Annotated in this window: 20 protein-coding genes; 6 read left to right on the forward strand and 14 right to left on the reverse strand. The window is 35.2% G+C overall.

The features are described from left to right. Positions 1–53: 53 nt before the first annotated feature. The 12 genes from H0Z29_10580 to H0Z29_10635 form a co-directional block, all read right to left on the reverse strand. Positions 54–869: a hypothetical protein gene (locus H0Z29_10580; protein ID MBO8131937.1), complete on the reverse strand. Its 816-nt coding sequence runs from the start codon at positions 867–869 to the stop codon at positions 54–56. A 165-nt stretch (positions 870–1,034) separates the two neighbouring features. Then, positions 1,035–4,079, reverse strand: a complete 3,045-nt coding sequence (locus H0Z29_10585; GenBank protein MBO8131938.1) for a tetratricopeptide repeat protein — start codon at positions 4,077–4,079, stop codon at positions 1,035–1,037. A 137-nt stretch (positions 4,080–4,216) separates the two neighbouring features. Beyond that, positions 4,217–4,708 (reverse strand): hypothetical protein, encoded by a 492-nt coding sequence (locus H0Z29_10590; GenBank protein MBO8131939.1) that lies wholly within the window; start codon positions 4,706–4,708, stop codon positions 4,217–4,219. Between the two features lie 503 nt (positions 4,709–5,211). Next, the gene (locus H0Z29_10595; GenBank protein MBO8131940.1) at positions 5,212–5,748 is read right to left on the reverse strand and encodes an NTPase; all 537 of its coding nucleotides are present in this window, start codon (positions 5,746–5,748) and stop codon (positions 5,212–5,214) included. Next, a complete protein-coding gene (locus tag H0Z29_10600; GenBank protein MBO8131941.1) occupies positions 5,729–6,478 on the reverse strand; it encodes an outer membrane lipoprotein-sorting protein in 750 nt (249 codons plus the stop codon). Before H0Z29_10600 ends, H0Z29_10595 begins: the two co-directional genes overlap by 20 nt. Positions 6,479–6,488: 10 nt before the next feature. Next, positions 6,489–7,715 (reverse strand): ABC transporter permease, encoded by a 1,227-nt coding sequence (locus H0Z29_10605; protein MBO8131942.1) that lies wholly within the window; start codon positions 7,713–7,715, stop codon positions 6,489–6,491. 10 nt (positions 7,716–7,725) lie between these two features. After that, a complete protein-coding gene (locus H0Z29_10610) occupies positions 7,726–8,955 on the reverse strand; it encodes an ABC transporter permease (protein MBO8131943.1) in 1,230 nt (409 codons plus the stop codon). Positions 8,956–8,963: 8 nt separating this feature from the next. Then, complete coding sequence (locus H0Z29_10615; protein MBO8131944.1) at positions 8,964–9,647, reverse strand: ABC transporter ATP-binding protein; 684 nt, start codon at positions 9,645–9,647, stop codon at positions 8,964–8,966. Between the two features lie 17 nt (positions 9,648–9,664). Continuing rightward, positions 9,665–10,756, reverse strand: a complete 1,092-nt coding sequence (locus H0Z29_10620; GenBank protein MBO8131945.1) for a hypothetical protein — start codon at positions 10,754–10,756, stop codon at positions 9,665–9,667. Then, positions 10,749–11,354: a TetR/AcrR family transcriptional regulator gene (locus tag H0Z29_10625; protein ID MBO8131946.1), complete on the reverse strand. Its 606-nt coding sequence runs from the start codon at positions 11,352–11,354 to the stop codon at positions 10,749–10,751. Before H0Z29_10625 ends, H0Z29_10620 begins: the two co-directional genes overlap by 8 nt. 99 nt (positions 11,355–11,453) lie before the next feature. After that, positions 11,454–11,822, reverse strand: coding sequence for a hypothetical protein (locus tag H0Z29_10630; GenBank protein MBO8131947.1), 369 nt, complete (start codon positions 11,820–11,822; stop codon positions 11,454–11,456). Between the two features lie 62 nt (positions 11,823–11,884). Beyond that, positions 11,885–12,220: a hypothetical protein gene (locus tag H0Z29_10635; protein MBO8131948.1), complete on the reverse strand. Its 336-nt coding sequence runs from the start codon at positions 12,218–12,220 to the stop codon at positions 11,885–11,887. A 259-nt stretch (positions 12,221–12,479) separates the two neighbouring features. Here H0Z29_10635 and H0Z29_10640 point away from each other — a divergent pair, with 259 nt between their 5' ends. The 3 genes from H0Z29_10640 to H0Z29_10650 all read left to right on the forward strand — a co-directional run bounded on the left by H0Z29_10640 (position 12,480) and on the right by H0Z29_10650 (position 13,455). Next, positions 12,480–12,701, forward strand: a complete 222-nt coding sequence (locus H0Z29_10640; GenBank protein ID MBO8131949.1) for a hypothetical protein — start codon at positions 12,480–12,482, stop codon at positions 12,699–12,701. Between the two features lie 395 nt (positions 12,702–13,096). Continuing rightward, the gene (locus H0Z29_10645; GenBank protein MBO8131950.1) at positions 13,097–13,285 is read left to right on the forward strand and encodes a transposase; all 189 of its coding nucleotides are present in this window, start codon (positions 13,097–13,099) and stop codon (positions 13,283–13,285) included. Beyond that, on the forward strand, positions 13,273–13,455 hold the full coding sequence (locus H0Z29_10650) for a hypothetical protein (GenBank protein ID MBO8131951.1): 183 nt from the start codon (positions 13,273–13,275) through the stop codon (positions 13,453–13,455). Before H0Z29_10645 ends, H0Z29_10650 begins: the two co-directional genes overlap by 13 nt. 16 nt (positions 13,456–13,471) lie before the next feature. Here the strand turns inward: H0Z29_10650 and H0Z29_10655 are convergent, their stop codons facing one another. Both H0Z29_10655 and H0Z29_10660 read right to left on the reverse strand, forming a co-directional pair. Further along, complete coding sequence (locus H0Z29_10655; GenBank protein ID MBO8131952.1) at positions 13,472–15,115, reverse strand: RagB/SusD family nutrient uptake outer membrane protein; 1,644 nt, start codon at positions 15,113–15,115, stop codon at positions 13,472–13,474. 36 nt (positions 15,116–15,151) lie between these two features. Further along, positions 15,152–18,217, reverse strand: a complete 3,066-nt coding sequence (locus H0Z29_10660; GenBank protein ID MBO8131953.1) for a TonB-dependent receptor — start codon at positions 18,215–18,217, stop codon at positions 15,152–15,154. A 695-nt stretch (positions 18,218–18,912) separates the two neighbouring features. Here H0Z29_10660 and H0Z29_10665 point away from each other — a divergent pair. From H0Z29_10665 to fusA, 3 genes are read left to right on the forward strand one after another with little or no spacing between them, the layout of a single operon-like run. Beyond that, on the forward strand, positions 18,913–19,287 hold the full coding sequence (locus H0Z29_10665; protein MBO8131954.1) for a 30S ribosomal protein S12: 375 nt from the start codon (positions 18,913–18,915) through the stop codon (positions 19,285–19,287). 11 nt (positions 19,288–19,298) lie between these two features. Further along, positions 19,299–19,766, forward strand: a complete 468-nt coding sequence (gene rpsG / locus H0Z29_10670; GenBank protein ID MBO8131955.1) for a 30S ribosomal protein S7 — start codon at positions 19,299–19,301, stop codon at positions 19,764–19,766. A 16-nt stretch (positions 19,767–19,782) separates the two neighbouring features. Then, on the forward strand, positions 19,783–21,873 hold the full coding sequence (fusA, locus tag H0Z29_10675) for an elongation factor G (protein MBO8131956.1): 2,091 nt from the start codon (positions 19,783–19,785) through the stop codon (positions 21,871–21,873). Positions 21,874–21,925 lie beyond the last annotated feature (52 nt).

Here is a 21,925-nt window from a genome sequence, read left to right on the forward strand (position 1 = left end):
TCAGGCGAGGTCGCCGCTTTCCTGATTATCTTTGCCATCACCCAATTCCGTTATTAATCGTCAAATAACCATGAAAGATACTTCTTATTTTTCCAATTTATCAATGAAATTCCAATACCTGAATACTGCGCTATTACATTTTGGGTATATGATTTTAATATTTCACCCGCTTTATCGAAATCCTCATCCTTTTTATAAAAGAAATATTTTGCTGGCATATCATAATGATGTCCCATACTTGAACGAGGATAGGGAATTTCACCGGAATCGGGAAACTGGAATTCTTCGAGGTGTATCTTGCTTAATAAAGTATCCAGAAAATCCTCGCATATCCATGAAGTCTCATTAGTTGTTCCACATAGGTAAGCAAATGAATTAGGTGGATAACGCCAGAATAGTTTAAACTTTGGTTTGGTAAATTGTGATTCATCTTCAGTAATTTTAATGCAGGAGTCGGTAATAGTGAGAACATAGCTATCTGTAATATTCTCGTAGGAAAAATATAGCGGGTATTCCCCTTCAGAAATATCCAGGAATAATATAGATTTAGCAGGTCCCAGAGCAGTAAGACACATTTCAGGAACATATATACCTAAAATGTTAATAGAAATCTTATTGCCCTGTATTGTTGTCTCGGATATTATTGACCAGTTAAAACAGGGATATATTTTCTCAGTGGCCATTGATAGCATTATACCTGGTTCACTAATGGATTCAAAATTTCGATACCCTTCTTGAATATTGAATATGATATTACCCTCTATCGGTTCCAGGTTTTCATAATCGGAGTTGTCACAACTTAGAAAAATGAATATAAGCGTGGCAATTATGAAAAGTGATAATGTTTTTATTTTAGGTGAGGTAATCATATTACCTCCATTTATGTGTGATTTTGAATAATGGTTTGGGCACATTCGAAGTTTCAAACGAGGAGAGTAATTTAGTCGAAGCGTTATTGAAATGGAATATGTACCTGTCAGGTGAATATAATAACAAACTACTGTATTTTAGAAGAGTTTCTCTTGGTGGAATCATTATTTGTCGCCTCTGCAAAATCTAAGGAGGTTCTTTAGATTTTCTACAACTAGAGGATAAATTTCTGGAAACTCTTCTTTTGTAAACACTTTAAGTGCTTCATTATAAGCTTTGATTGCATTCTCGCAGTTCTCAGCCTTCCCCTCTACTTCTGCAAGCTTGTTGTAGGCAGTACCAAGGTTGTTTTGAGTCATTGCGTAATCTATTGGAAAACGGTTAGGAATATATACTTTCAGTGTTTCATTAAAAGCTTTAATTGCCTTTTTACAGTTTTCAGCCGTATCCTTTACCTCTGCAAGGGTTCTATAAGCAGCACCAATATTATTTTGGGTTTTAGCATACAACATTGGAAAGCGATCAGGGATATAAAATTTCAGTGCTTCATTATAAGCTTTGATTGCCTTTTCGCAGTTCTCAACTGTATCCTTTACCTCTGCAAGTTTTCTATATGCAGTACCAAGGTTGTTTTGAGTCATTGCGTAATCCATTGGAAAAAAGTTATGGGTATAGACTTTTAGTGCTTCATTATAAGCTTTAATTGCCTTTTCGCAGTTCTCAACTGTATCCTCTACTTCTGCAAGGGTACCATATGTAGTACCAAGGTTGTTTTGAGTCTTTGCGTAATCTATCGGAAAACGGTCAGGGGTATAGACTTTCAGCGCTTCATTAAAAGCTTTAATTGCCTTTTCGCAGTTCTCAACTGTATCCTTTACCTCTGCAAGTTTTCTATATGCAGTACCAAGGTTGTTTTGAGTCATTGCGTAATCCATTGGAAAAAAGTTATGGGTATAGACTTTTAGTGCTTCATTATAAGCTTTAATTGCCTTTTCGCAGTTCTCAACTGTATCCTCTACTTCTGCAAGGGTACCATATGTAGTACCAAGGTTGTTTTGAGTCTTTGCGTAATCTATCGGAAAACGGTCAGGGGTATAGACTTTCAGCGCTTCATTAAAAGCTTTAATTGCCTTTTCGCAGTTCTCAACTGTATCCTTTACCTCTGCAAGTTTTCTATATGCAGTACCAAGGTTGTTTTGAGTCATTGCGTAATCCATTGGAAAAAAGTTATGGGTATAGACTTTTAGTGCTTCATTATAAGCTTTAATTGCCTTTTCGCAGTTCTCAACTGTATCCTCTACTTCTGCAAGGGTACCATATGCAATCCCAAGGTTGTTTTGAATCATTGCATACTGCACTGGAAAGCGTTCAAAAGTTATTACTTTAAGTGCTTCCTTATAGGCTTTGATTGCCTTCTTGCGGTTCTCAGCAGTTTCTTTATAATTTGACAATTTGTTGTAAACATCGCCGAGTAGGAAAAAAGCATATGCTCTTTCTTTTTTTTCGAGGTTCTTTATAATTTCGTTGATTAACATCGGTAGGAGTTCATATGTATGCTCTATTGGTTCTATCAAAGAGTATAAGTTCCTAAAACGTATATAGATGTTTTCTTCATAATTTGTTTTACATTTGCAAAACAAAAATTTAATTTCGTCTTCGATTTTTCCTTCTTTCTTTAATTTTTCTTGATAGTATCGAAGTGCTAAACAATAATTTTCAGGAACATCTTCGAAAATAACATCCTGAAACTGGTCTAATGCCCATAAAAGTTTATCATTCTCAAGTTTCATTATTTTTGCGTCAATTGCTTCGCCCCATACTTTTTTATCCAATATTTTATTTAGAATCTGGAAATCTACAGGTTCAAACATTGTAATGACTGATATGTTTTTTACAAAATCATACGCATCCTGAGAGAGAGATGTTTCAAAAACTCTGAGTATATACTCTTGTACATCTTCATCACTTGCAAAATCTAAGCCCTGCTTGAAATTTTCTAAATTGCTAATTCCTACTCTTTCTAAGTTACTGACAAGAAGATAGGTTGCAACGGGATGCCCTTCTCCTACTTCTCCTATCTTTACTGCATCCTCTTGATTTAGTTTTTTACCCAGGCGACAAGCTATAATTTCTACTAAACGATCCCGTTCATTTTCTTCAATAACATCAAGAGGCAAACGATAATAGGCAAGTCTGGTTTCTTTTTTTGAAGTAAAAAGTATTGAGCCATTCCTTAGGGCATTGTTACCCTTTCTTATTAGCTTTTTAAGGCTTTCATCAATCTCATCAGCCTTAATATTATCTATAAAAAGTATTATGCCTTTACTATTCAATTTTGAAAGGATAAGGTTTATTTTTGATTCTGTATTTTCTTTTTTCATTTCAGAAGGAAGCACCAAGCAGTCAATAAGGTCATCGATAGATAAATAACGAAAATGTTTTGGAGCAAGAATTTTTGAAGCCCACTCATAACCTGTACCAGAAGAATACGTCCCCTCTATTCCAGTGTATATGATCTTCTTACCAAAGATTTTATAAAGAGATAGAACCAACTCACAAAGGGTTGTTTTACCTATACCTCCTACCCCACTAACCTCTGTACACCTGCCAGATCCAACTTTTTCAAACAAGTCTTTTAATTCCTCTCGTCTTCCCACAAAATTCCCCAGGTTGATCTTTTTCTCTGAATACCACTTGATGACATTTGATACGAGATCTTCAACAACCTTTTGAATACTTTCATTATCTCTTTTTATTCGTGGACAATACTCTATTGATTCAATTTCATCTCTGAATTTCCATAAATTAGGAGAACCATCTCTGCTTGGCCATGTTTCATCAATGATATAACACATATGTGGCTTCTTCTCCGCAAGTGAAAACCGGTATTCACACCAGGTGTAAGAGATTTTTTCTTTCCCTGTTTTCATATCACAATCCGCTTTACAGCTATCTTTATACACACATAACTCTACATTCGACCCATAGTATGGGGATATAAGAAAAATGACAACATCACATTTTAATAGCTCATCTAATGCCCTTTTCTGCGAGGGTTCACCAGTTGGAATGAATACTTCCATACCTACAGCTTCAAAAGCTTTGCCTATTTGTTTCAACAATTCTGCTCTTTCATCCTTTAAATCCCTGAATGTAGAGCTAAGGAATACACTCAGGACACCTTTTCTTTTTTTATTTATTCTATTCATATTAATAACCTCCTATCTTTCAACGGACAAAGGAAATTTCAACTAACGTTTCCAGCATAAAAAAGTTTTTGCGAAGCAAAAATTTTTGTGAATTCTATGGGCGAACTTTTTATGCTGCGTTAAATATAGTTGGCCATTCATCGAGATATTAATTTTGCTTCTGCTGTATCTTCACTGTCGCTGTTTATGAGCATATACGGGTAGAGAGGATTCCCACTCTCGATAACGGTAATTTCTTCAGTAACAAGCCAGAGTCTGGTATTGATCCTATCGATCGGAGAGATTTCCCAAAGAGATCCATCTTCAAGTTTTATGAATCTGCCTCCATCAATCTTCTTTGATACCCAATGGCTTCCGCCAACGCCGTCATATGTTTGTCCTGATCTTACTGTTGCTTTAACGAGTACATTTAATGTCCAATTAGTCAACCATTGTTCGAGTAATTCACGTTCTGACTTGGTTAGTTTCGTAATTCCCATTCGCTTTTGCTCTTCTGGTGTCATAAGCTTGTCAAATCGAAGAATGTGTTTATTTTTGGCAAAGGCAATGGATACACATTCCAATAAAAATAGTGTAAATGCAATAAAGTACATTGCTGATTTTATTTTCATTTTTACCTCCAACGCCATTTTTCCCCCTGTTAAATATATTATAGTGTTCGACCTTCAATTTTTACATAAAGTATATAAAGTGTGTAAGATATTCGAAGCCATAGATAAGAATTGAACTACCATTTCATATATTGCAATAAATTGCTTCAACAAATAACTCATCCCCTCTGAATACAATTTTAAATAAAAATTACTCAAAATTATGTTGGTTTTTCCCTTATATGCCAATTTTTACCACCTTAAGCATTGATAGATTATATAATGAGCGAATTAAAAAATCAAGTATATTTTTCTATACCAATTTTCGAGATAGCACGAATGGGCGTATTAAAACTTACTTGAAGAATCCCTTCAAGGGTTGTTCTAAATATTATAATATCCCCTTGTCATTCTTGCAACTTCTGGGTGACTTTTCGTTCTTCTTTAACATACTTTTCTTTAATCAATTCCTTAGTAAGTGCTTTACTCTCTATTTTGGATTTGGGGTTCTACCGCTCACACAGTATTTGGTAGTTGCGTCCTTAGCTACCCTGTGATAGCCTCTGAATGACATCAGAAATTTTATCCTTATCTTTTACAATATTATACAATTTTACCATTTCTTTTTTCTTCAAACGCTCAATAAAATCATTTCCCCTGATCGCTATAGTAGCTATAAACGGTTTATCACTTTCAAACAACTTCAAAACCAGATTTCTAAAATAATCAGAGAAACATTCCATCTTCCCAATCTCATCGATTATTATTATCTCATGCTCAGGATTGAAAAAGTCTATTCCTCTTAATATTCTCTCAAAGCCTTCTACATTAACCCCGTATTTGGAAACTCTAAACTTTGATTTGATATTTACATGTGCAAGTATATCTTCATCACCTTTAAATGTGGTAATTCGGAATCCTGCTCTTTTCCCATTTTCCCTTATTTCCTCGGTATAAAACCCAGCAGGATTTAAGTGCTTTAATTTATGATACAAATTCTTTATTAACGTGGTCTTACCACAGCCGGGTGGACCAGTTATTAATATTTTATTTTGAAAACTATCTTGTAAGGTTTGCACGAGTAAATATATCCTCAGACAAAGTAATGTCAAACTTTACAGATATTACATTCATTTCTGTGTAGGTATTCTTCCTCAATACATCACGTAAAATAGCCTTTACTGGATAAAAACGATTACCAAATTTTTCTACATCAATTATCTCAAATACTTTTAATAGTTTACCCTGTCTTGAAAACCTTTCTTCCCTCATTGGAATAAAATTTTCTTTATCAATCCATAAAATTCTTTTGTAATAGGTTGTTTTCCTATCTTTCGCTGTTAGTGTGATTTTATAATACTCTTTTCCCTTCAGCGTGTCAATCGAGAATTTTTCTATATTATACAATTCCTCATAGGATTTTGAACCCTCCATAGCATCCTCATAAGAAAAATCAGAACCCAGCATACTCTGTCTCAAAAGATGCCCGGATATCTTTATAACCCTATCTGCATCTGGAAGATACATCCACATTTGATCCCCTATCTTTAAAAACTTAGTTCCCGCATCTCTCGCCGGTGATAAAACTTCCGCAAATGATTTCTCTTTTCCTTTAACATATGAATGAATTTTCTGATATATTATTATCTCATCATTTTCATATACTTTCAGTTCAGATAGAATCTCTGCAGAATTATATATAAAATTTTTATCAACATTTTTCAACACCTCTTCTGCAGTAAGACTTTGTGTGAAACTCATTTGATACGTAAGAACCAACAAAATTATTATATAAAATGCCTTTTTCATATAACACCCCCTAACCAATCTTTCTAAGCGCCTCTGTCGGTTCAAGTCTTGATGCTTTTATGGCTGGAATTATACCTGCTATGATTGATACTATAAAACCCAACAAAAATGTCTTTAAAATCTGAGCAAAAGAAAATTCTGCATATAAAACTCTATCCCAGTCCATCCCGACATTTGTGGCAACATCACCCAGGTTAAATCCTTTTGTAGCGAAATAATAGGCGGCAACCGAGCCAAGCATGATACCAAAAATAGAACCAATAATACCAATTATACCTGACTCAGAAAGAAATAAAAATTGGATTTTATATTTAGTCAAACCCATCGATGAAAGAAGTCCAATCTCTGGTGTCCTTTCGAATACACTTGTAAACATTGTATTAAAAATACCAAAAATGGCAATTATAAAAACTATTAAAAGCTCAACGAACGAAGCAACCCTTAAATAGGTAATCATACTCTTTAATGCATCATTATCAAGGTAGGAGAGAACAAGATAATCATCATTATCAATTAAACCTTTTATTTTCTCTTTAATTTTTTCCACATCTCTTGAATGTCTTATCTCGATAATGATTCTTGATACTGCATCCTCCATATAAAGAGATTTTTGCGCAACTTTCAGTGGAATGAAAAATACATTATTCATCCTTTCAACGGGAAACTTTGCAATACCACAGACCTTTAAAGCCATACCGCCAAGTGAATTATAGACTGTTTTACTAACAATTATTATCTCATCCCCAACCTTTACACGTAACCGTTTAGCAAGCTTGTCACCCAGCAGTACTTCCATTCTATCTTTATTGGGCATTTTACCTGCAATTATATTTTTTGAAATATTAAACATGCTTGTATCAATATCCGGCTCAATAGCAAATCCACCGGCTATCTCATCAAGGTCTTCTCTACCAAGCATTCCGCCTAGCAAAATCCTGCCTGCAACCCTTTCAACACCATCCACATTCTTCAGAATTTGCTCTTTTACCTTGCTATAGTTATCAATTTTATATTTTAATGGCATTGTCTTTTCTTTTTCATAGTATGCTCTATGAACAATCTGGATGTGTCCGATCGAACTAACGGTATTTCTAATCATCATCTCATACATACCATCAAAAATACTGATAAAAAAGGTGGTGATAGCTACGGAAATAAAGACTGCTCCTATTGTAAGGAAACTCCTTCTTTTGTTCCTGAATATATTCCTAAAAGCAATTTTAATCAATGCTAACATAATCACTCCACTAATTTTTCCTTAATACTTCGGCGGGCGAAAGCTTCTTAATCCGTCGAGCAGGGAAATATGTAGAAATTACTGATGTAAAAAATCCAATCAATGTATAAATAACCGCATCTTTCAGGTCAAATACTGAATACATCTTACCTCCAGCTGTGACATACTGCACACCCCCTCCTGTCAAACTTTCAATGGAGATACCTTTAACTGAAATAAGATAATTAAAACCTGCTCCAATGATAAAACCAATTATACCTCCAATCAACCCAATAATTACACCCTCAAGGAGAAATAATCTATAAACCTGCTTTTCAGTCATTCCAAGCGCCATGATCGTACCCATCTCCTTCATTCTTTCAAAATATGCCATAAGCATTGTGTTCATTATTCCAAATGCTGCCATTATAATAAGAAGGGATACAAATATAACGGCAAAGGATGACTTCTGGTCTATAATCTGCCTCATATCCTTTGTCATCTCAAACCATGTTTTTACTTTCGCATTTCCATTAAAAACTTCCTTTTCAAGAGTCGTTGCAATTACTGGAGCTTGAGCTCGGTCAATGAGCTTTACAACAGGGACACTGAATTCATCACCAAGATCAAGAAATTCCTGAGCTTTCTTCAAATCTATAAAAAAGTTTACCTCATCTACATCAGGATTATACGTTTTAAAAATACCAACAACCTCAAAGTCATCAGCTGATATTGAACCATATTTTGTCCTTGCAATTACAGTGATATAAGCTCCTGTATCTACCTTAAATGCCTCAGCAGTACTGGCGGAAATCATTATCCCCTGTTCATATTTTTTCAAATACCTTCCTCTTTCTATATATTCATCAAGATTAAAGACACGCTTATCAATTTCAGGATCAATTCCTACCCCTATTAGTGGCAAATCACTCTCTCCATCACTCAAAAACGCAGTAAACTCCAACCGTGGCGCAACTGCCGAAATACCAAATTCACCCTCAAGTAGCTTCCCGAGACTATCATAGTTAGTAAATAGGTTCTCTAATGGCAATTTATCTATTTCTTCATAATACTCCTTTGTATATAATCTCAAATCACCCGTTCCTGTCTCAATCATACTCTCAATGAAACTTATGTTTGATCCTTCAAAAATACCTGAATATAGAATCATAAGTGAAACACCTATCACTATCGAAATGATACCAAATATTGATCTTGTTTTATGTCTAAAAACATTTCTTAATGCAAGTTTTATTATCATGTTTAGCCCTACCTTTTTATGTCTTCAACAATCTCTCCATCGTGAAGATTTATAAGGCGTTTTGCAAAATCCATAACCATCTTATCATGTGTCGCAAAGATAAAAGTCGTTCCGAGTTTCTCATTCATTTTAAGCATTATTTCCAGTACCTCTGCACCTGTTCTTGAATCCAGATTAGCAGTTGGTTCATCTGCAAGCACAAGCTTTGGCTCCTTTACAAGCGCCCTTGCTATCGCGACACGCTGCTGCTGACCTCCACTCATCTCTGATGGTTTCCTGTTAATATATTCTGCAAGCCCTACATTTCTTAGCATTTCAATTGCCCTTTCCCTCCGTTCTTTTTTGCTGTGTTTACCCATTAAAACCAGAGGAAACTCCACATTTTCCAAAGCAGTAAGAACTGGTATAAGATTATAAGTTTGGAAAACAAACCCGATTTGATCCCGCCTCAGCTTTGCACAGCGATCTTTAGAGAGTTTTGTAACATCTATTGAATCAAAAAATACCGAACCTTCTGTTGGTTTATCCAGGGTTCCGAGAATATTCATGAAAGTAGTTTTGCCAGAACCGGAGGGACCAGCAATAGAGATGAACTCGCATTTTTCAATGTCAATACTAATATTCTTCAAAGCTGTAACAGCAACCTCTCCAGTTGAATAAATTTTTGTTACATTTTTCATCGATGCAATCATAACATACCCTTTTATTTTTAAAAATAAGTTTTAATGAAAATATACAAATAATGCGCTCCTCTATAGGACTTACTAAGAATATTCGGGGCAAATTCTGTCCCATCTTTTGAAAAATTAAAATAAGCACCAAAATTGACCGTTATATTAATTCTAGGATTATATGATAGTGAAGGAGAGAAAATTGTTGATTTATCATCAAGATTTGACACACAAAACACAGATATAGAATATTTATTATTCAGTGGATAATTAATCATGGAAAATAGATAATTCCTCCCTAAAAATTTCCTTTCCTCTGCTATGGCTGACTTAAAACTATAATTATCTGATTCAAATCCAGTCTGATCATGATTGTACTCAGTTAGAAAATATAACCCATTACCAACGGGGAAAGTATAATCAAAACCAACAAGGGTATTAAAGTTATTCTTATATCTATCTATATCAGAATCAATAAAATAAATCGATTCAATCCAGACTCCTATTCCCATATCCCTCTTTAATGCAAGTCCAAGAAAATCCCCTACTTTGTAGTGACTATAGTTAAGAAGTAGGTCAGCTTCCGCAATATTTGTTATGAGCCTGAAAGCAAATTTTGAATTTTTATACCCCTCTTCGGGAACCATAACAGCATCGAACTGAGAAAGACGACCAGTTCTCGCAGATAGTTTTATAGAATTTATACCTGAGAAATCAAATGTCGGCTCATATACCGATACAGGCATAAAAACATCCATTGGCCTGAAAATATATCCAAAGCTCCAGGAAATGATCTGTTTCCCCACCCTTAGTCTTAAATTTTGTCTATTTAAATCAAAATAAAATCTGTCGAAGCTGACCCCCTTTTTTGAACTTCCAATCAATGAAATTTTATTCAAAAAACCAGAAGTTTCCTCTCCTCGAATTCTAATGAATAGTTTGGCATTCTGATTTACTCTGGCATCTATATCAATAACTGCACGTGACCAAAGTGACTGATATGAATCATTATCTCTATTGATGAGCACAAAATAACGTCCCTCGATATAGCCTGAAAGTGCAGGATTTGCCCCATATAAACTCGCCAATAAAATAGGAATAAATATTATAACAACTATCTTCTTAATCACTTTTTTTAAACCCATTGCTAATAATACCATACATAATTATTTTAATAAGTTGTTCGAATATGGATCCAGGTGTTGGATACTTTTTAGCCAGCTCTTTATCAGTAAATAAATCATAGGTTTTTGAATATAATGTAAATAAAAAATCTAAATCAACGTCTTTTCTGATATAACCTTCCTTTTTACCCATAAGATAAAAGTTTTTACTTTCCTGGTAAGACTTGTGTATCTCTTGATTTATATACCTATTTATCTCATCGATATCGGATTTAGCAAATTCTTTAATAAAATCCTGGCTGAAGATATTCATCATTTCGCCTTTCCATTTTATTATTTTCTCCATCTTCATATTAAAAGGATCATTACTATTAACAATATCACAATATTCCTTCCATGCATTATCGAAAATCTCCCTTAAAATAAAAAGAGCAAGGTCAACTTTATTTTTAAAATACTTATAAAATGTCGCTTTACTAACACCTGCTTCTTTACAAATTTCTTCAACGCTGACTTTTTTTATACCATACCTGTAAAATAGTTTCTTTCCAGTTTCTACTATTTCATCGATTTTTTTCCTGCTGTTAGCTGAACTAATTTCCATAAAATAAACTATTATGTTTCAATTATACAATTACCGTTTACATTATATGAAATGTTTAATAAATTAGCAACAATAAATTTTATAATAAGGTATATAAACCTATTTTGTTATATTGATTCTTCTGTAATAGAAGGGAGGATATTTTTCTTCCCATTCATTTTTTAGAAAAATACCAACATCTATATGCGTTTTTCTTGTCAAATTATGTTGAAAAGAAAATTTATTATATGATTCTTTTGGTAAGTAATTTAGTTCTGCAGAAATTGTGTCACCTTTGAAAACTAATATAGAAATATGGTGAACTAAACTGCGTGGAATTCTCAATTTAAGAACTATATCTATATTTCTATTACTGGCCGAAATATTTCCATTTTTAGGAACTATAACATAAAAATAATCATGTACACCTTTAACTGTACATCCTTCCTGAATCGTTGTTCTAACATTGTAAGGTATATTTTCGGGCATTATTTTTATGAATGCTCTTTCTAATTCTTTTGTGGAAGAAATTAAATCTTCTAAATCTTTAATTATATCTTCTTGTTCTCTTGTTCTCTTGTTCTCTTTTCAATTAATTCGGCAAGGCTATCTAATCTTGATGTTTCAATAGAGGCTATTAAAGAGTCTATATATTCAACTTTAGGTTTAATAGAATTTAGAATGTTTCCCTTTATGCCTGTTATTTCGCGATAACCAAAAAAACTAAGTAACGTTGCAATTATAAGAATAAATATTTTTAATAATTTTATGTTTTTGAGAAAAGATTTTAATTCTACTTCTAAATTACTTATTCTTTTCTCATCTTCAATTAATTTATTTAAAAAATAGTTGCCCTTTTCTGTCTCCATATCTAACTTTTTGCTCATTTTAACCTCCTGCATTATTTATCATTTTAATTTACTATAATTTCCAAAAACATTCATCTTATTATGAACACATAATATCTACAATAGACTTACCCGAAAAATTGTGTATAACATTAAATTTTATCATAGTCTTCAGAGCAGGGAGTGTCCCAATTTTTTTATAAATGGGATAAAGAAAATATCTTTCTTACTGTTTCTTACTCGCGTAAATACATTCTATGAGTTACGCTTAACCATTTAACAAACGGAGGTATTTACCATGAAATTAGAGAAAGCCATCATCGAGAAACTGGAAAAGGATCTGGAAACTGTCAAAACTATGGATGACTTGCCTGGTAAAAATGGCGTCATTAAAAGGCTAAACATACGCTTAACAGAACAAATGCTACAGTATGAACGTTATCAGAAGAGAGAGCATCAGGGTAGCAACTTACGCAATGGTATTCGAAGAATCCCTTCGGGAGTAGTACCAAAAATCTAAAAGGAGAATATGGTAGTATTGCAATATCCGAAGGATCTCTTTTGAGACAAGTTCACCTGAACCGTGAAGGTGAATTTGAACCATTGCTGATTGCCAAGCACAAATGTGAATTTGGTGATCTGGTTTGAAGAATCCCTTCGGGAAAGGTAAGATTCTCTCTTTGTATGCCAAATGGATGAGTGTATCCGTTCGAAGAATCCCTTCGGGATAGGATCCCTATTCGGGACGGGATATCCAGGAGCATTTATTCGAAGAATCCCTTCGGGACAAGACCTTCATGGACTGGAGTTATCCACTGTCTTCATTAGTCGTCTTACCGATAGGGTGCTTCAAGAAGTCTCCGTAGGATCCCTATTCGGGAAAAGACTGGCAACAGCATCCGTTAGAGTCGGTTTATGTTATTGGTATATTTTGATGCTATTCACTATAAGATTCGCAGTGATGGGAAAGTTCAAACCAGGTCTGCCTATACCTGTCTGTGTATTGATGTTCAGTGGCAACGGGATTTATTGGGTATCTGGATTGGTGAGAGTGTTCGAAGAATCCCTTCGGGAAAGGAGCACATTTCTGGTTGTCGGTGTTAACTGAATTACAGAACCGTGGTGTAGAAGATGTTTTAATTGCTTGTTTAGGTGGTTTAAAGAGATTCCTGGAAGCCATTGAGAGTGTTTTCTCACAAACACGTGCACAATTCTCGAAGAAATGGAAAGAGCCATTGTTTGTTTTTATTCTAAGACAAACAATGGCTCTTTAACTTACCAAACTTTAGTTTATTGTTCATAATCTGGATTCCGCCCCGCTTTAAGATTGACTGAAATTTCCTGTTCAGGTATAGGTAGTAGTTTATAGCGAGGGTCCCATGGCTGTCTATTTACATACTGTAGTTGGGGGTATTTTGTTTTTAATTCGTCAATCTTATCTATAACAGCATCAAGTATATTTTTTACCTGATCTACTTCCATTTTACCATTCTTCAACCATCTCATTAGATCCAGATAACGCCATCCTTCAAAAGCAAGTTCCATCTGTCGTTCTTTGACTATTGTATCAAAATCAACCTGGGACACAGGATCTAAACTGGCTCTTTCTCTTACCTGATTAATATACATGGTTGCTTTGCTAGAATTTCCACTAAATAAATTAGCTTCAGCAGCCATAAGTAATACATCAGCGTAACGCATATATCTATAATTTGTACCATAATTCAATTCGGCGACTGGGCCGCCTGTTTCAGATTCCCATGTGCCATATTTTAGTCTAATATATCCTGCGTAACCATAAGGATAGTCACCGGCAGCATTTGTGGGTTGTACTCCATAAGCTATGAGCGTGTCTTCAGACATTATAAATGCTCTATACCTTATTCCACTGTATCCTTCTTCCTCTTCATATACTGAGGCTAAGTTTGGAGTTGGATAAAGAAATCCCCATCCAATTCTCATACCAATATTTTCTATTCCTATAAAATAATCACTTCTTGGACCACATAATTGCCAGTTGATATTACTTTCATTAAGTCGATTGTTACCCCAATTGAAGCTTCCCCAATCTTTATTTGTAGTGTTGGTGTAGGAAACTTCAAAAAGCGATTCATCGCCAAATTCCTGTGGTATTCTAAATATATCCCTCATATCATCTACGGTTTCAACAGGTATAAGGCTATATTCGCCAGAATTGATAACTTCTTCAAACATTTGTGCTGCTTCTTGATATCTACCCTGATACAGATAAGCTTTCCCAAGTAATGCCTGTGCAAATCCCTTTGAAACACGATATTTATCTTTTAGAGCATATTCACTTTTTAATGGAAGGTCAGCGATGGCAGCTTGTAGATCTTCTTCTATAGCATCCCAGAAGGCTTGCTCTCCTCCCTCCGGTGGAGCTACTTGGTACTCATCAGGATCAAGGAGTTTTAAAACGAGCGATGCATATTCACCCCATAATGCTACAAGTTCAAAGTTAGCCAGTGCCCTTAAACACTTGGCTTCTGCAATGTTAATTTTTTTCGATTCTGTATTTGGTTCGACATAATGAATTATTGTATTACATCTATTAATAATTCTGTAACAACCAGCATAAACGGCAGTAACAAAGGGGTTATTTGGACCAAAACGATATTCATTCAGTTCTTCATATCCCGGTTGATCACCTCTACCACCTCCGCCGGTTATTACTTCATCACTCAAAGTGTTTCTTACGAGATATGAACCTCCCCATATACCGAATTGCTGATCCTGAACTAAGTCATAGCAGGCAAGAGTTCCTGCCATCGATTCGTCGTCTGTCTGGTAATAGTTTTCGACAGATAGTACTCCACGAGGTTCTGTATCAAGAAATTTTTCCGAACATGAAAAAAGGAACAATAGCGCTGTTGCAAGGAATACAATTTTTATTATTTTAATTTTTTCACTCATATTCATAATCCTCCTCAAATTATGATCTATTATTAATTATAATGAAATAGATGTACCGAATACTATATTTCGTGGAGCTGGATATACACCACGATCGATACCAATACTGTTGTCATTGCCAGAACCAGCATCGGGATCAAATCCTGGATATTTTGTAAACGTAAAGTAATTATCGAGAGAAATATAAACCCTTAGTCCCTTAAGATTGAAGTTTTTGATAAAAGAAGATGGGAATGTATATCCAAGCTGTATTTGTTGTATTCTCAAGTAGGAAGCGTCAAAAACCATCAGGTCACTATTCCATGTTATTGCTTCTGCATTAGGTCCGGGCATAGTGCCGTCAGGATTGTCGGGACTCCAGTGATTATCAGTAAGAACTGTTGGTTTATTACAATAAGCACGATCATTTCTAACCCAACCAATTAAAGCATCTTTACCTGAGGCTCCTTGGAAGGATATAGTGAAATCAAATCCTTTATACGCTAAGTTTACACTACCTCCAAATATAAGTTTTGGATGCGGATTTCCAATCATTGTTATATCGTCGCTGGTAATTATGCTATCACCGTTAATATCCTCAAAAATTGCATTTCCTGTCTCGGGATCAATTCCTTTTACTTTGTACCCTCTAAAGTACCATATTGGATATCTTTTCTCAGTAGCAGTTGCAATCCATCCTGGTCCGACATTCGGACCTGTGATACGTGAAATAGTCGGGTTTAGATTCGTTACTTCGTTTTCATTAGTTGCTAAATTTATATTTATAGAATATTGAAATTCATCTGTGTATATTCCATAATTTCTTAAACCAATCTCGAATTCAAATCCTTTGTTTGTTACATCACCAGCATTAATAAAGGCAGACGTGTTACCAGCTCCAAAGGGGGGAGTATTGGGAGTAAGTAGATCGGTGGTTTTTTTATTGTAATAGTCGAGAGAAAAAGTAAGTCTATCATTAAATGCTCTCAGGTCGATACCTATATCCGTCTGAACTGTTGTTTCCCATGTTAGGTCTGGATTATTTAACCTATTGGGTTCTGCAGGTATTCCCATCGAACCGTCAGGAAGAGGATACTGTAATCCGCTGCTTGTAATAAACCCAATATATTCATAGCTACCAAGATTGGAGAGGCTACCATTTTTACCCCAGCTAGCTCTGACTTTCAAAAATGAAATAAAAGTTTCAGGGAAGAATCCTTCATTTGAGATGATCCATCCTGCAGAGAGTGATGGGAAGGTACCCCAGCGCCCCTCTTTAGGTAATTTTGAAAGACTAGCGCCATCTCGACGAATATTTGCTAAAAATAGATATTTTTCTTTTAGGTTAAAAGACAATCGTCCAAAGTAACCCAATAAGCGGTCGTCATCAGTATAACCACCTACTTCATCGTTTTCAGTACTCGTTACGTAGTCAAATTCTGCAAAGGTCTCTTTATTTGCTCCCATTGGAGATGCGAATAGACTGGTGTATCTGTGTCTGTACTGTTGTGCAGACATACCAGCCATAATGCTCATATTGTAGTTATCAGCCTCTTTATTATAGGTGACATAATTATCCCATTGCCATGTATACCAGTTATCAATGTCTTCATTTAAAGACGGCTCTTCATTATATCTGAGGTCATTGTAGTAATAGACGGGATTCCATCTGTGGTTTACCTGCCATGCCATATCAATACCTATTCTTGATATAATAGATAGATTTTTATATGGAGTAAGCTCTGCAAAAACATCTCCTAATAATTTATCCTGTTTTACACCAGGTCCTCTGGAACCAGCTCCATATTCTAAAATAACAAAAGGATTAACAATTTCGCCAGTGACGTATGGAGAGATTCCATAGATATTACCATTTTTATCTTTACCCACATTGGGATGTTGAGCAATTATGCCTTTTACTGCCTCTGGGATCTGAGATTCATCCGTATATTTCACTGGGGTTGTCGGATCTAATTGTAGAGCACTGGCAATAACTCCACCATACTCATTATCCTCTGCTATGGCTTTTCTAATAAAATGAGTAAAAGCGGCTTTTTCGCCTACTTTTAACCAATTTGTGATCTGATGTTCTGAATTTACTCTGATTGAATATCTTTGGAATTGGTCATGTGGTCCTGCGATTATACCATCCTGAGTTAAATATGAACCTGCAATATAAAGGTTATAGTTTTTCCCGGCGCCTGAATAGGAGAGATAGTGTCTTTGCATATAACCTGTTTCGAAGATATCTTCTAACCAGTTGTGATCAACTTTCTGACTGATTTGATCAATTTCACGCCCTGCATCTTCTTGGTATTTTATATATTCCTTAGAGCCCATAACTTCTGGAATATGACCAACATTCGTATAACTGTTCTGGAATTCATATTCTAATACGCTTTCTCCGGGTTTGGCACTTTTAGTTGTTATTAACACTACACCATTAGCACCTTCAGCGCCGTAAATTGCTGCTGATGCAGCATCCTTAAGAACCTCAATTCTTTCGATGTCATTAGGATCAAGATAGTTTACATCGCCAGTTTTAATTCCATCAACTATGTAGATTGGATCCGTTTTACCGTGCGTACTTACACCACGTACTCTAACTTTAATTCCTGCACCAGGTGAGTTACCGGCCGGAATTACCTGCACACCGGCTGCTTTGCCCTGTAACGCTTGTTCAGGTCTTGTAATTGAAAGATTTTCGATATCATCTGCTCTGACACTGGATATCGAACCAGTGACATCACTTCTTCGCTGTATACCGTAACCAACAACAATGACTTCTTTAAGTCCGATTGCTGATGCAACTAAGGTTACGTCAATTTGAGTCCTGTCGCCGATTTCAACATCCTTCGTTTCCATTCCAATAAACGAGAATCTTAATATTTCAGCTTCAGGTGGAACTTCAAGCCTATACTTCCCGTAATTGTCGGTAATTGTTCCAATTGTAGTTCCAGGTACGAAGACGTTAACTCCAGCAAGAGGATTACCATCCTCATCTGTAACAGAACCCGTTATTACTTTCTCTTGAGCGTTAAGCGGCTGGAAACAGATAAGAAAAGTTGCTGCTATAACAATTGCCCAAAAGATTGAACTGGGTAAATTAAACTTCTGTTTCATAAGCTCCCCTCCTCGTATATTATGTTTGATATTTTATAGAAAGAATCAGGAAAATACTTGTCCCGAAAGGGATTCTTAGAATAAAATATAGGGGTTCTGGTGAGATTAGATAGGAGGAGTTGACAGATGTTATGCTTTCCCTCCTTTATCAAACTCTCTATACCGAAAACTGTGATCTTTCTCATTGACATATTACCCCATTACTTATTTTATTTGAAATTGATAATGTATTAAATGTATTATAAGTATATTTTGTATACATAATTATATTTTTAATCCATTAACAATCACATATTTTTAGTCGTCTGAATTTTAACCGCAACCCATTTACCTATTTACTAGATTAAGTATAATCAATGAAAAATAAAAAATCAACTAAAACGCTTCAAAAATTAGACCATTATTTAAACTGTAATATTTCTATTAGTAACCTACAACATAATTGGCTCCTTGATTTATAGAAATGATAATATGTAATTATATAAAAGATAACATTGAAATGCCTTCTGTAATAAATTTTTTATCAGATAGTCTTGTTGTTATTAAAAGGATTAATTATCCACATATGTTAAAGATTGACTCTTGATCATTAATGATAAATTATTATTAGGATAACTTTTATAGAAAACTATTGCTTAAAAATTTAAGATATAGTATTTTTTTGGGCTTTTTAATTCAAGGAAATTGGAGTAAATATGCCAACGATAAACCAGTTAGTAAGAAGAAAAAGGAAGAAGGTAGAGAAAAAGTCAAAATCACCGGCTTTGCAGAATAATCCTCAGAAAAGGGGGGTTTGTGTAAGAGTTTACACGACTACACCAAAAAAACCCAATTCTGCATTAAGAAAAGTTGCGAAAGTAAGATTAACAAACGGATATGAAGTTATTGCCTATATACCAGGAGAAGGACATAATCTTCAAGAGCACTCCATAGTTCTTGTTGAAGGAGGAAGAGTAAAAGACCTCCCTGGTGTTAGGTATCATATTGTGAGAGGTACACTTGATTGTGCTGGAGTGTCTGACAGGAAAAATAGTAGATCTAGGTATGGTACAAAAATGCCTAAAAAATAAGAGGAAAGAATATGCCACGAAGGAAGAAAGTTAAAGAAAGAGATATAGAACCTGATCCCATTTATGGAGACAAAAAAGTAGCAAAATTTATTAATTACATAATGCGTCGGGGTAAAATGTCTGTTGCACAGAAGATTTTCTATACTGCAATGGACATTATAGAGATGAAGACTGGCCAAAAAGGGATTGAAGTATTTAGAAAAGCAATACAAAACGTACAGCCGGTAATGGAGGTGAAATCCAGAAGAATTGGTGGTGCAACTTATCAGGTTCCCGTAGAAGTCCCAGAAAAAAGAAGATTTTTCTTGGCCTCCAAATGGCTGATATCTTTTGCCAAGGCACGTAAGGGAAAACCAATGGCTGAGAAACTAGCTGAGGAATTAATAGCTGCTTCTAAGGGCGAGGGATCTGCTATTAAGAAACGAGATGATACACATAGAATGGCAGAAGCCAATAAAGCATTTGCTCACTTTAGATAATTAAAGTAGAAAGAAAATGAAGGAAGAACAGTTACGTAAAGTACGAAATATAGGAATAATGGCTCATATAGATGCTGGTAAGACGACAACTACCGAGCGAGTACTGTATTATACGGGAAAGATTCATCGAATGGGTGAAGTCCATGACGGTACAGCAACAATGGACTGGATGCAGCAGGAAAAAGAAAGAGGAATAACAATTACTTCTGCTGCCACTACCTGCTATTGGAAGGACCATAGAATAAACATTATTGATACACCTGGGCATGTTGACTTTACAGCGGAGGTTGAAAGGTCACTAAGGGTACTTGATGGTGCTATAGCTGTATTCTGTGCTGTTGGTGGGGTTGAGCCTCAGAGTGAAACTGTATGGCGACAGGCAGATAAATTCATGGTACCCAGAATTGCTTTTGTTAATAAGATGGATCGTGCGGGTGCAGATTTTTTTAATGTATTGGATATGATGAAGGAACGGCTATATACAAATCCAATACCGATTAATATTCCTGATGGTAGTGGAGATAAGTTTTCTGGAACGATAGATTTAATAAGGATGAAGAAAATAGTATATGATGATAGTCTACTAGGTGCTAAATATGAATATACGGACATTCCGGAAGGAATAGTTGAGGTTGCGACCCGGTACAGGCAAAAGTTACTGGAAGCGGTAAGTCTTTTTGATGATCAATTACTTGAAAAATATCTGAATAATGAAGAGATAAATGAAGAGGAAATAATAAAAGCTATTAGAGTTGGTACATTAAAAAATGAGATAGTTCCGGTACTATGTGGTTCAGCATTAAAAAATAAAGGGATTCAGCAACTTCTTGATGCCATAGTATTTTTTTTACCATCGCCGTTAGATCTACCACCAGTAGAGGGTGTAAATCCTAGAGGAACAAGAATAGAAAGAAAACCCTCTGATAGTGAACCTTTTGCAGGTTTAATTTTTAAGGTTCAATCAGATCCCCATGCAGGAAGGCTCTGTTATATCAGAGTATACTCAGGGAATATAAAAAAAGGTGATCGAGTATATAATTCATTACTGGATAAGAAGGAGAGAATACTTAGGATAATGTTAATGCATGCCAATAAAAGGCAGGACGTAGATACGCTCTCAACAGGTGAAATAGGTGCAGTAATAGGTCCAAAGTTCAGTTTTACAGGCCATACCTTATGCGATTCTAAAAATCCGATAATATTAGAGTCGTTGCAATTCCCGGAGCCTGTAATTTCCATTGCTATAGAACCAAAATCGCCATCGGAATCCAAATTGCTTGAGGAGAGCATTGCAAGGTTAATTGATGAAGATCCGACATATAAAGTATCCAGAGACGAAGAATCGGGTCAAACGGTTGTGTCTGGTATGGGAGAATTACATCTGGAGATTTTTGTAGATAGGTTGAAAAGAGAATTCGGTATATCTGTTCACGTCGGTAGACCACAGGTTTCTTACAGGGAAACCGTATCGAAAGAAGCAGTTGGAAAGGGCGTTTTTGATAAAGTTATTTCTGGTAAGAATTATTTAGCAAAGGTGAAAGTTAAAGTCAGTCAGAATAAGGAGAATGAAAATAATATATTCTTGATAAGTTTTGATAAAGCAACTATTCCAAATGAGATAGTGAACTCAGTAGAAAAAGGTATAAGGGAAAGATTGTCAAGCGGCTGTTTAGCAGGTTATCCAGTAAATAAAATCATAGTGGATGTTATTGATGTTGAATACAGGGAGAACGAGTCAGCCGATTTTGCCTTCGAGGCTGCCGCCAGTTATGCAGTAGAATGTGCGTTGAAGAAAGCAAATCCAGTTCTAATGGAACCTATAATGTATCTTGAGGTAGTAATTCCTGATGAGTATGTTGGAGATGTAATAAACGACCTAAATATGCGGAAGGCACATATTTTAAATATTAATAAAAGGAAAGAATTAAACGTTATAGATTCTTATGTTCCACTGAGGAATGTTTTCGGATACGCAACAGATATTAGATCTATAGCTCAAGGTAGAGCAAGTTTTACACTAAAATTTTCACATTATGAAGTATGCAGTGAAGAGGTTCAGAAAAGTATTTTAAGCGAAAAGATAGGGTATGTATCGGAATTAGCGTAAAGAAGGAGAGGAGCGATGTCGAAGGAGCAATTTAAGAGGACGAAGCCGCACG

The organism is Candidatus Neomarinimicrobiota bacterium, assembly GCA_017656425.1.
In the GTDB taxonomy this organism is placed as follows: Bacteria; Fidelibacterota; UBA2242; order UBA2242; family B5-G15; genus JACDNV01.

What these genes read in the sequence shown, in the direction of transcription:
- H0Z29_10580 (MBO8131937.1), bottom strand. Translation starts at nt 869, where the DNA reads ATGATTACCTCACCTAAAATAAAAACATTATCACTTTTCATAATTGCC.
- H0Z29_10585 (MBO8131938.1), bottom strand. Translation starts at nt 4,079, where the DNA reads ATGAATAGAATAAATAAAAAAAGAAAAGGTGTCCTGAGTGTATTCCTT.
- H0Z29_10590 (MBO8131939.1), bottom strand. Translation starts at nt 4,708, where the DNA reads ATGGCGTTGGAGGTAAAAATGAAAATAAAATCAGCAATGTACTTTATT.
- H0Z29_10600 (MBO8131941.1), bottom strand. Translation starts at nt 6,478, where the DNA reads ATGAAAAAGGCATTTTATATAATAATTTTGTTGGTTCTTACGTATCAA.
- H0Z29_10605 (MBO8131942.1), bottom strand. Translation starts at nt 7,715, where the DNA reads ATGTTAGCATTGATTAAAATTGCTTTTAGGAATATATTCAGGAACAAA.
- H0Z29_10610 (MBO8131943.1), bottom strand. Translation starts at nt 8,955, where the DNA reads ATGATAATAAAACTTGCATTAAGAAATGTTTTTAGACATAAAACAAGA.
- H0Z29_10615 (MBO8131944.1), bottom strand. Translation starts at nt 9,647, where the DNA reads ATGATTGCATCGATGAAAAATGTAACAAAAATTTATTCAACTGGAGAG.
- H0Z29_10625 (MBO8131946.1), bottom strand. Translation starts at nt 11,354, where the DNA reads ATGGAAATTAGTTCAGCTAACAGCAGGAAAAAAATCGATGAAATAGTA.
- H0Z29_10630 (MBO8131947.1), bottom strand. Translation starts at nt 11,822, where the DNA reads ATGCCCGAAAATATACCTTACAATGTTAGAACAACGATTCAGGAAGGA.
- H0Z29_10635 (MBO8131948.1), bottom strand. Translation starts at nt 12,220, where the DNA reads ATGAGCAAAAAGTTAGATATGGAGACAGAAAAGGGCAACTATTTTTTA.
- H0Z29_10640 (MBO8131949.1), top strand. Translation starts at nt 12,480, where the DNA reads ATGAAATTAGAGAAAGCCATCATCGAGAAACTGGAAAAGGATCTGGAA.
- H0Z29_10645 (MBO8131950.1), top strand. Translation starts at nt 13,097, where the DNA reads ATGTTATTGGTATATTTTGATGCTATTCACTATAAGATTCGCAGTGAT.
- H0Z29_10655 (MBO8131952.1), bottom strand. Translation starts at nt 15,115, where the DNA reads ATGAGTGAAAAAATTAAAATAATAAAAATTGTATTCCTTGCAACAGCG.
- H0Z29_10660 (MBO8131953.1), bottom strand. Translation starts at nt 18,217, where the DNA reads ATGAAACAGAAGTTTAATTTACCCAGTTCAATCTTTTGGGCAATTGTT.
- H0Z29_10665 (MBO8131954.1), top strand. Translation starts at nt 18,913, where the DNA reads ATGCCAACGATAAACCAGTTAGTAAGAAGAAAAAGGAAGAAGGTAGAG.
- rpsG (MBO8131955.1), top strand. Translation starts at nt 19,299, where the DNA reads ATGCCACGAAGGAAGAAAGTTAAAGAAAGAGATATAGAACCTGATCCC.
- fusA (MBO8131956.1), top strand. Translation starts at nt 19,783, where the DNA reads ATGAAGGAAGAACAGTTACGTAAAGTACGAAATATAGGAATAATGGCT.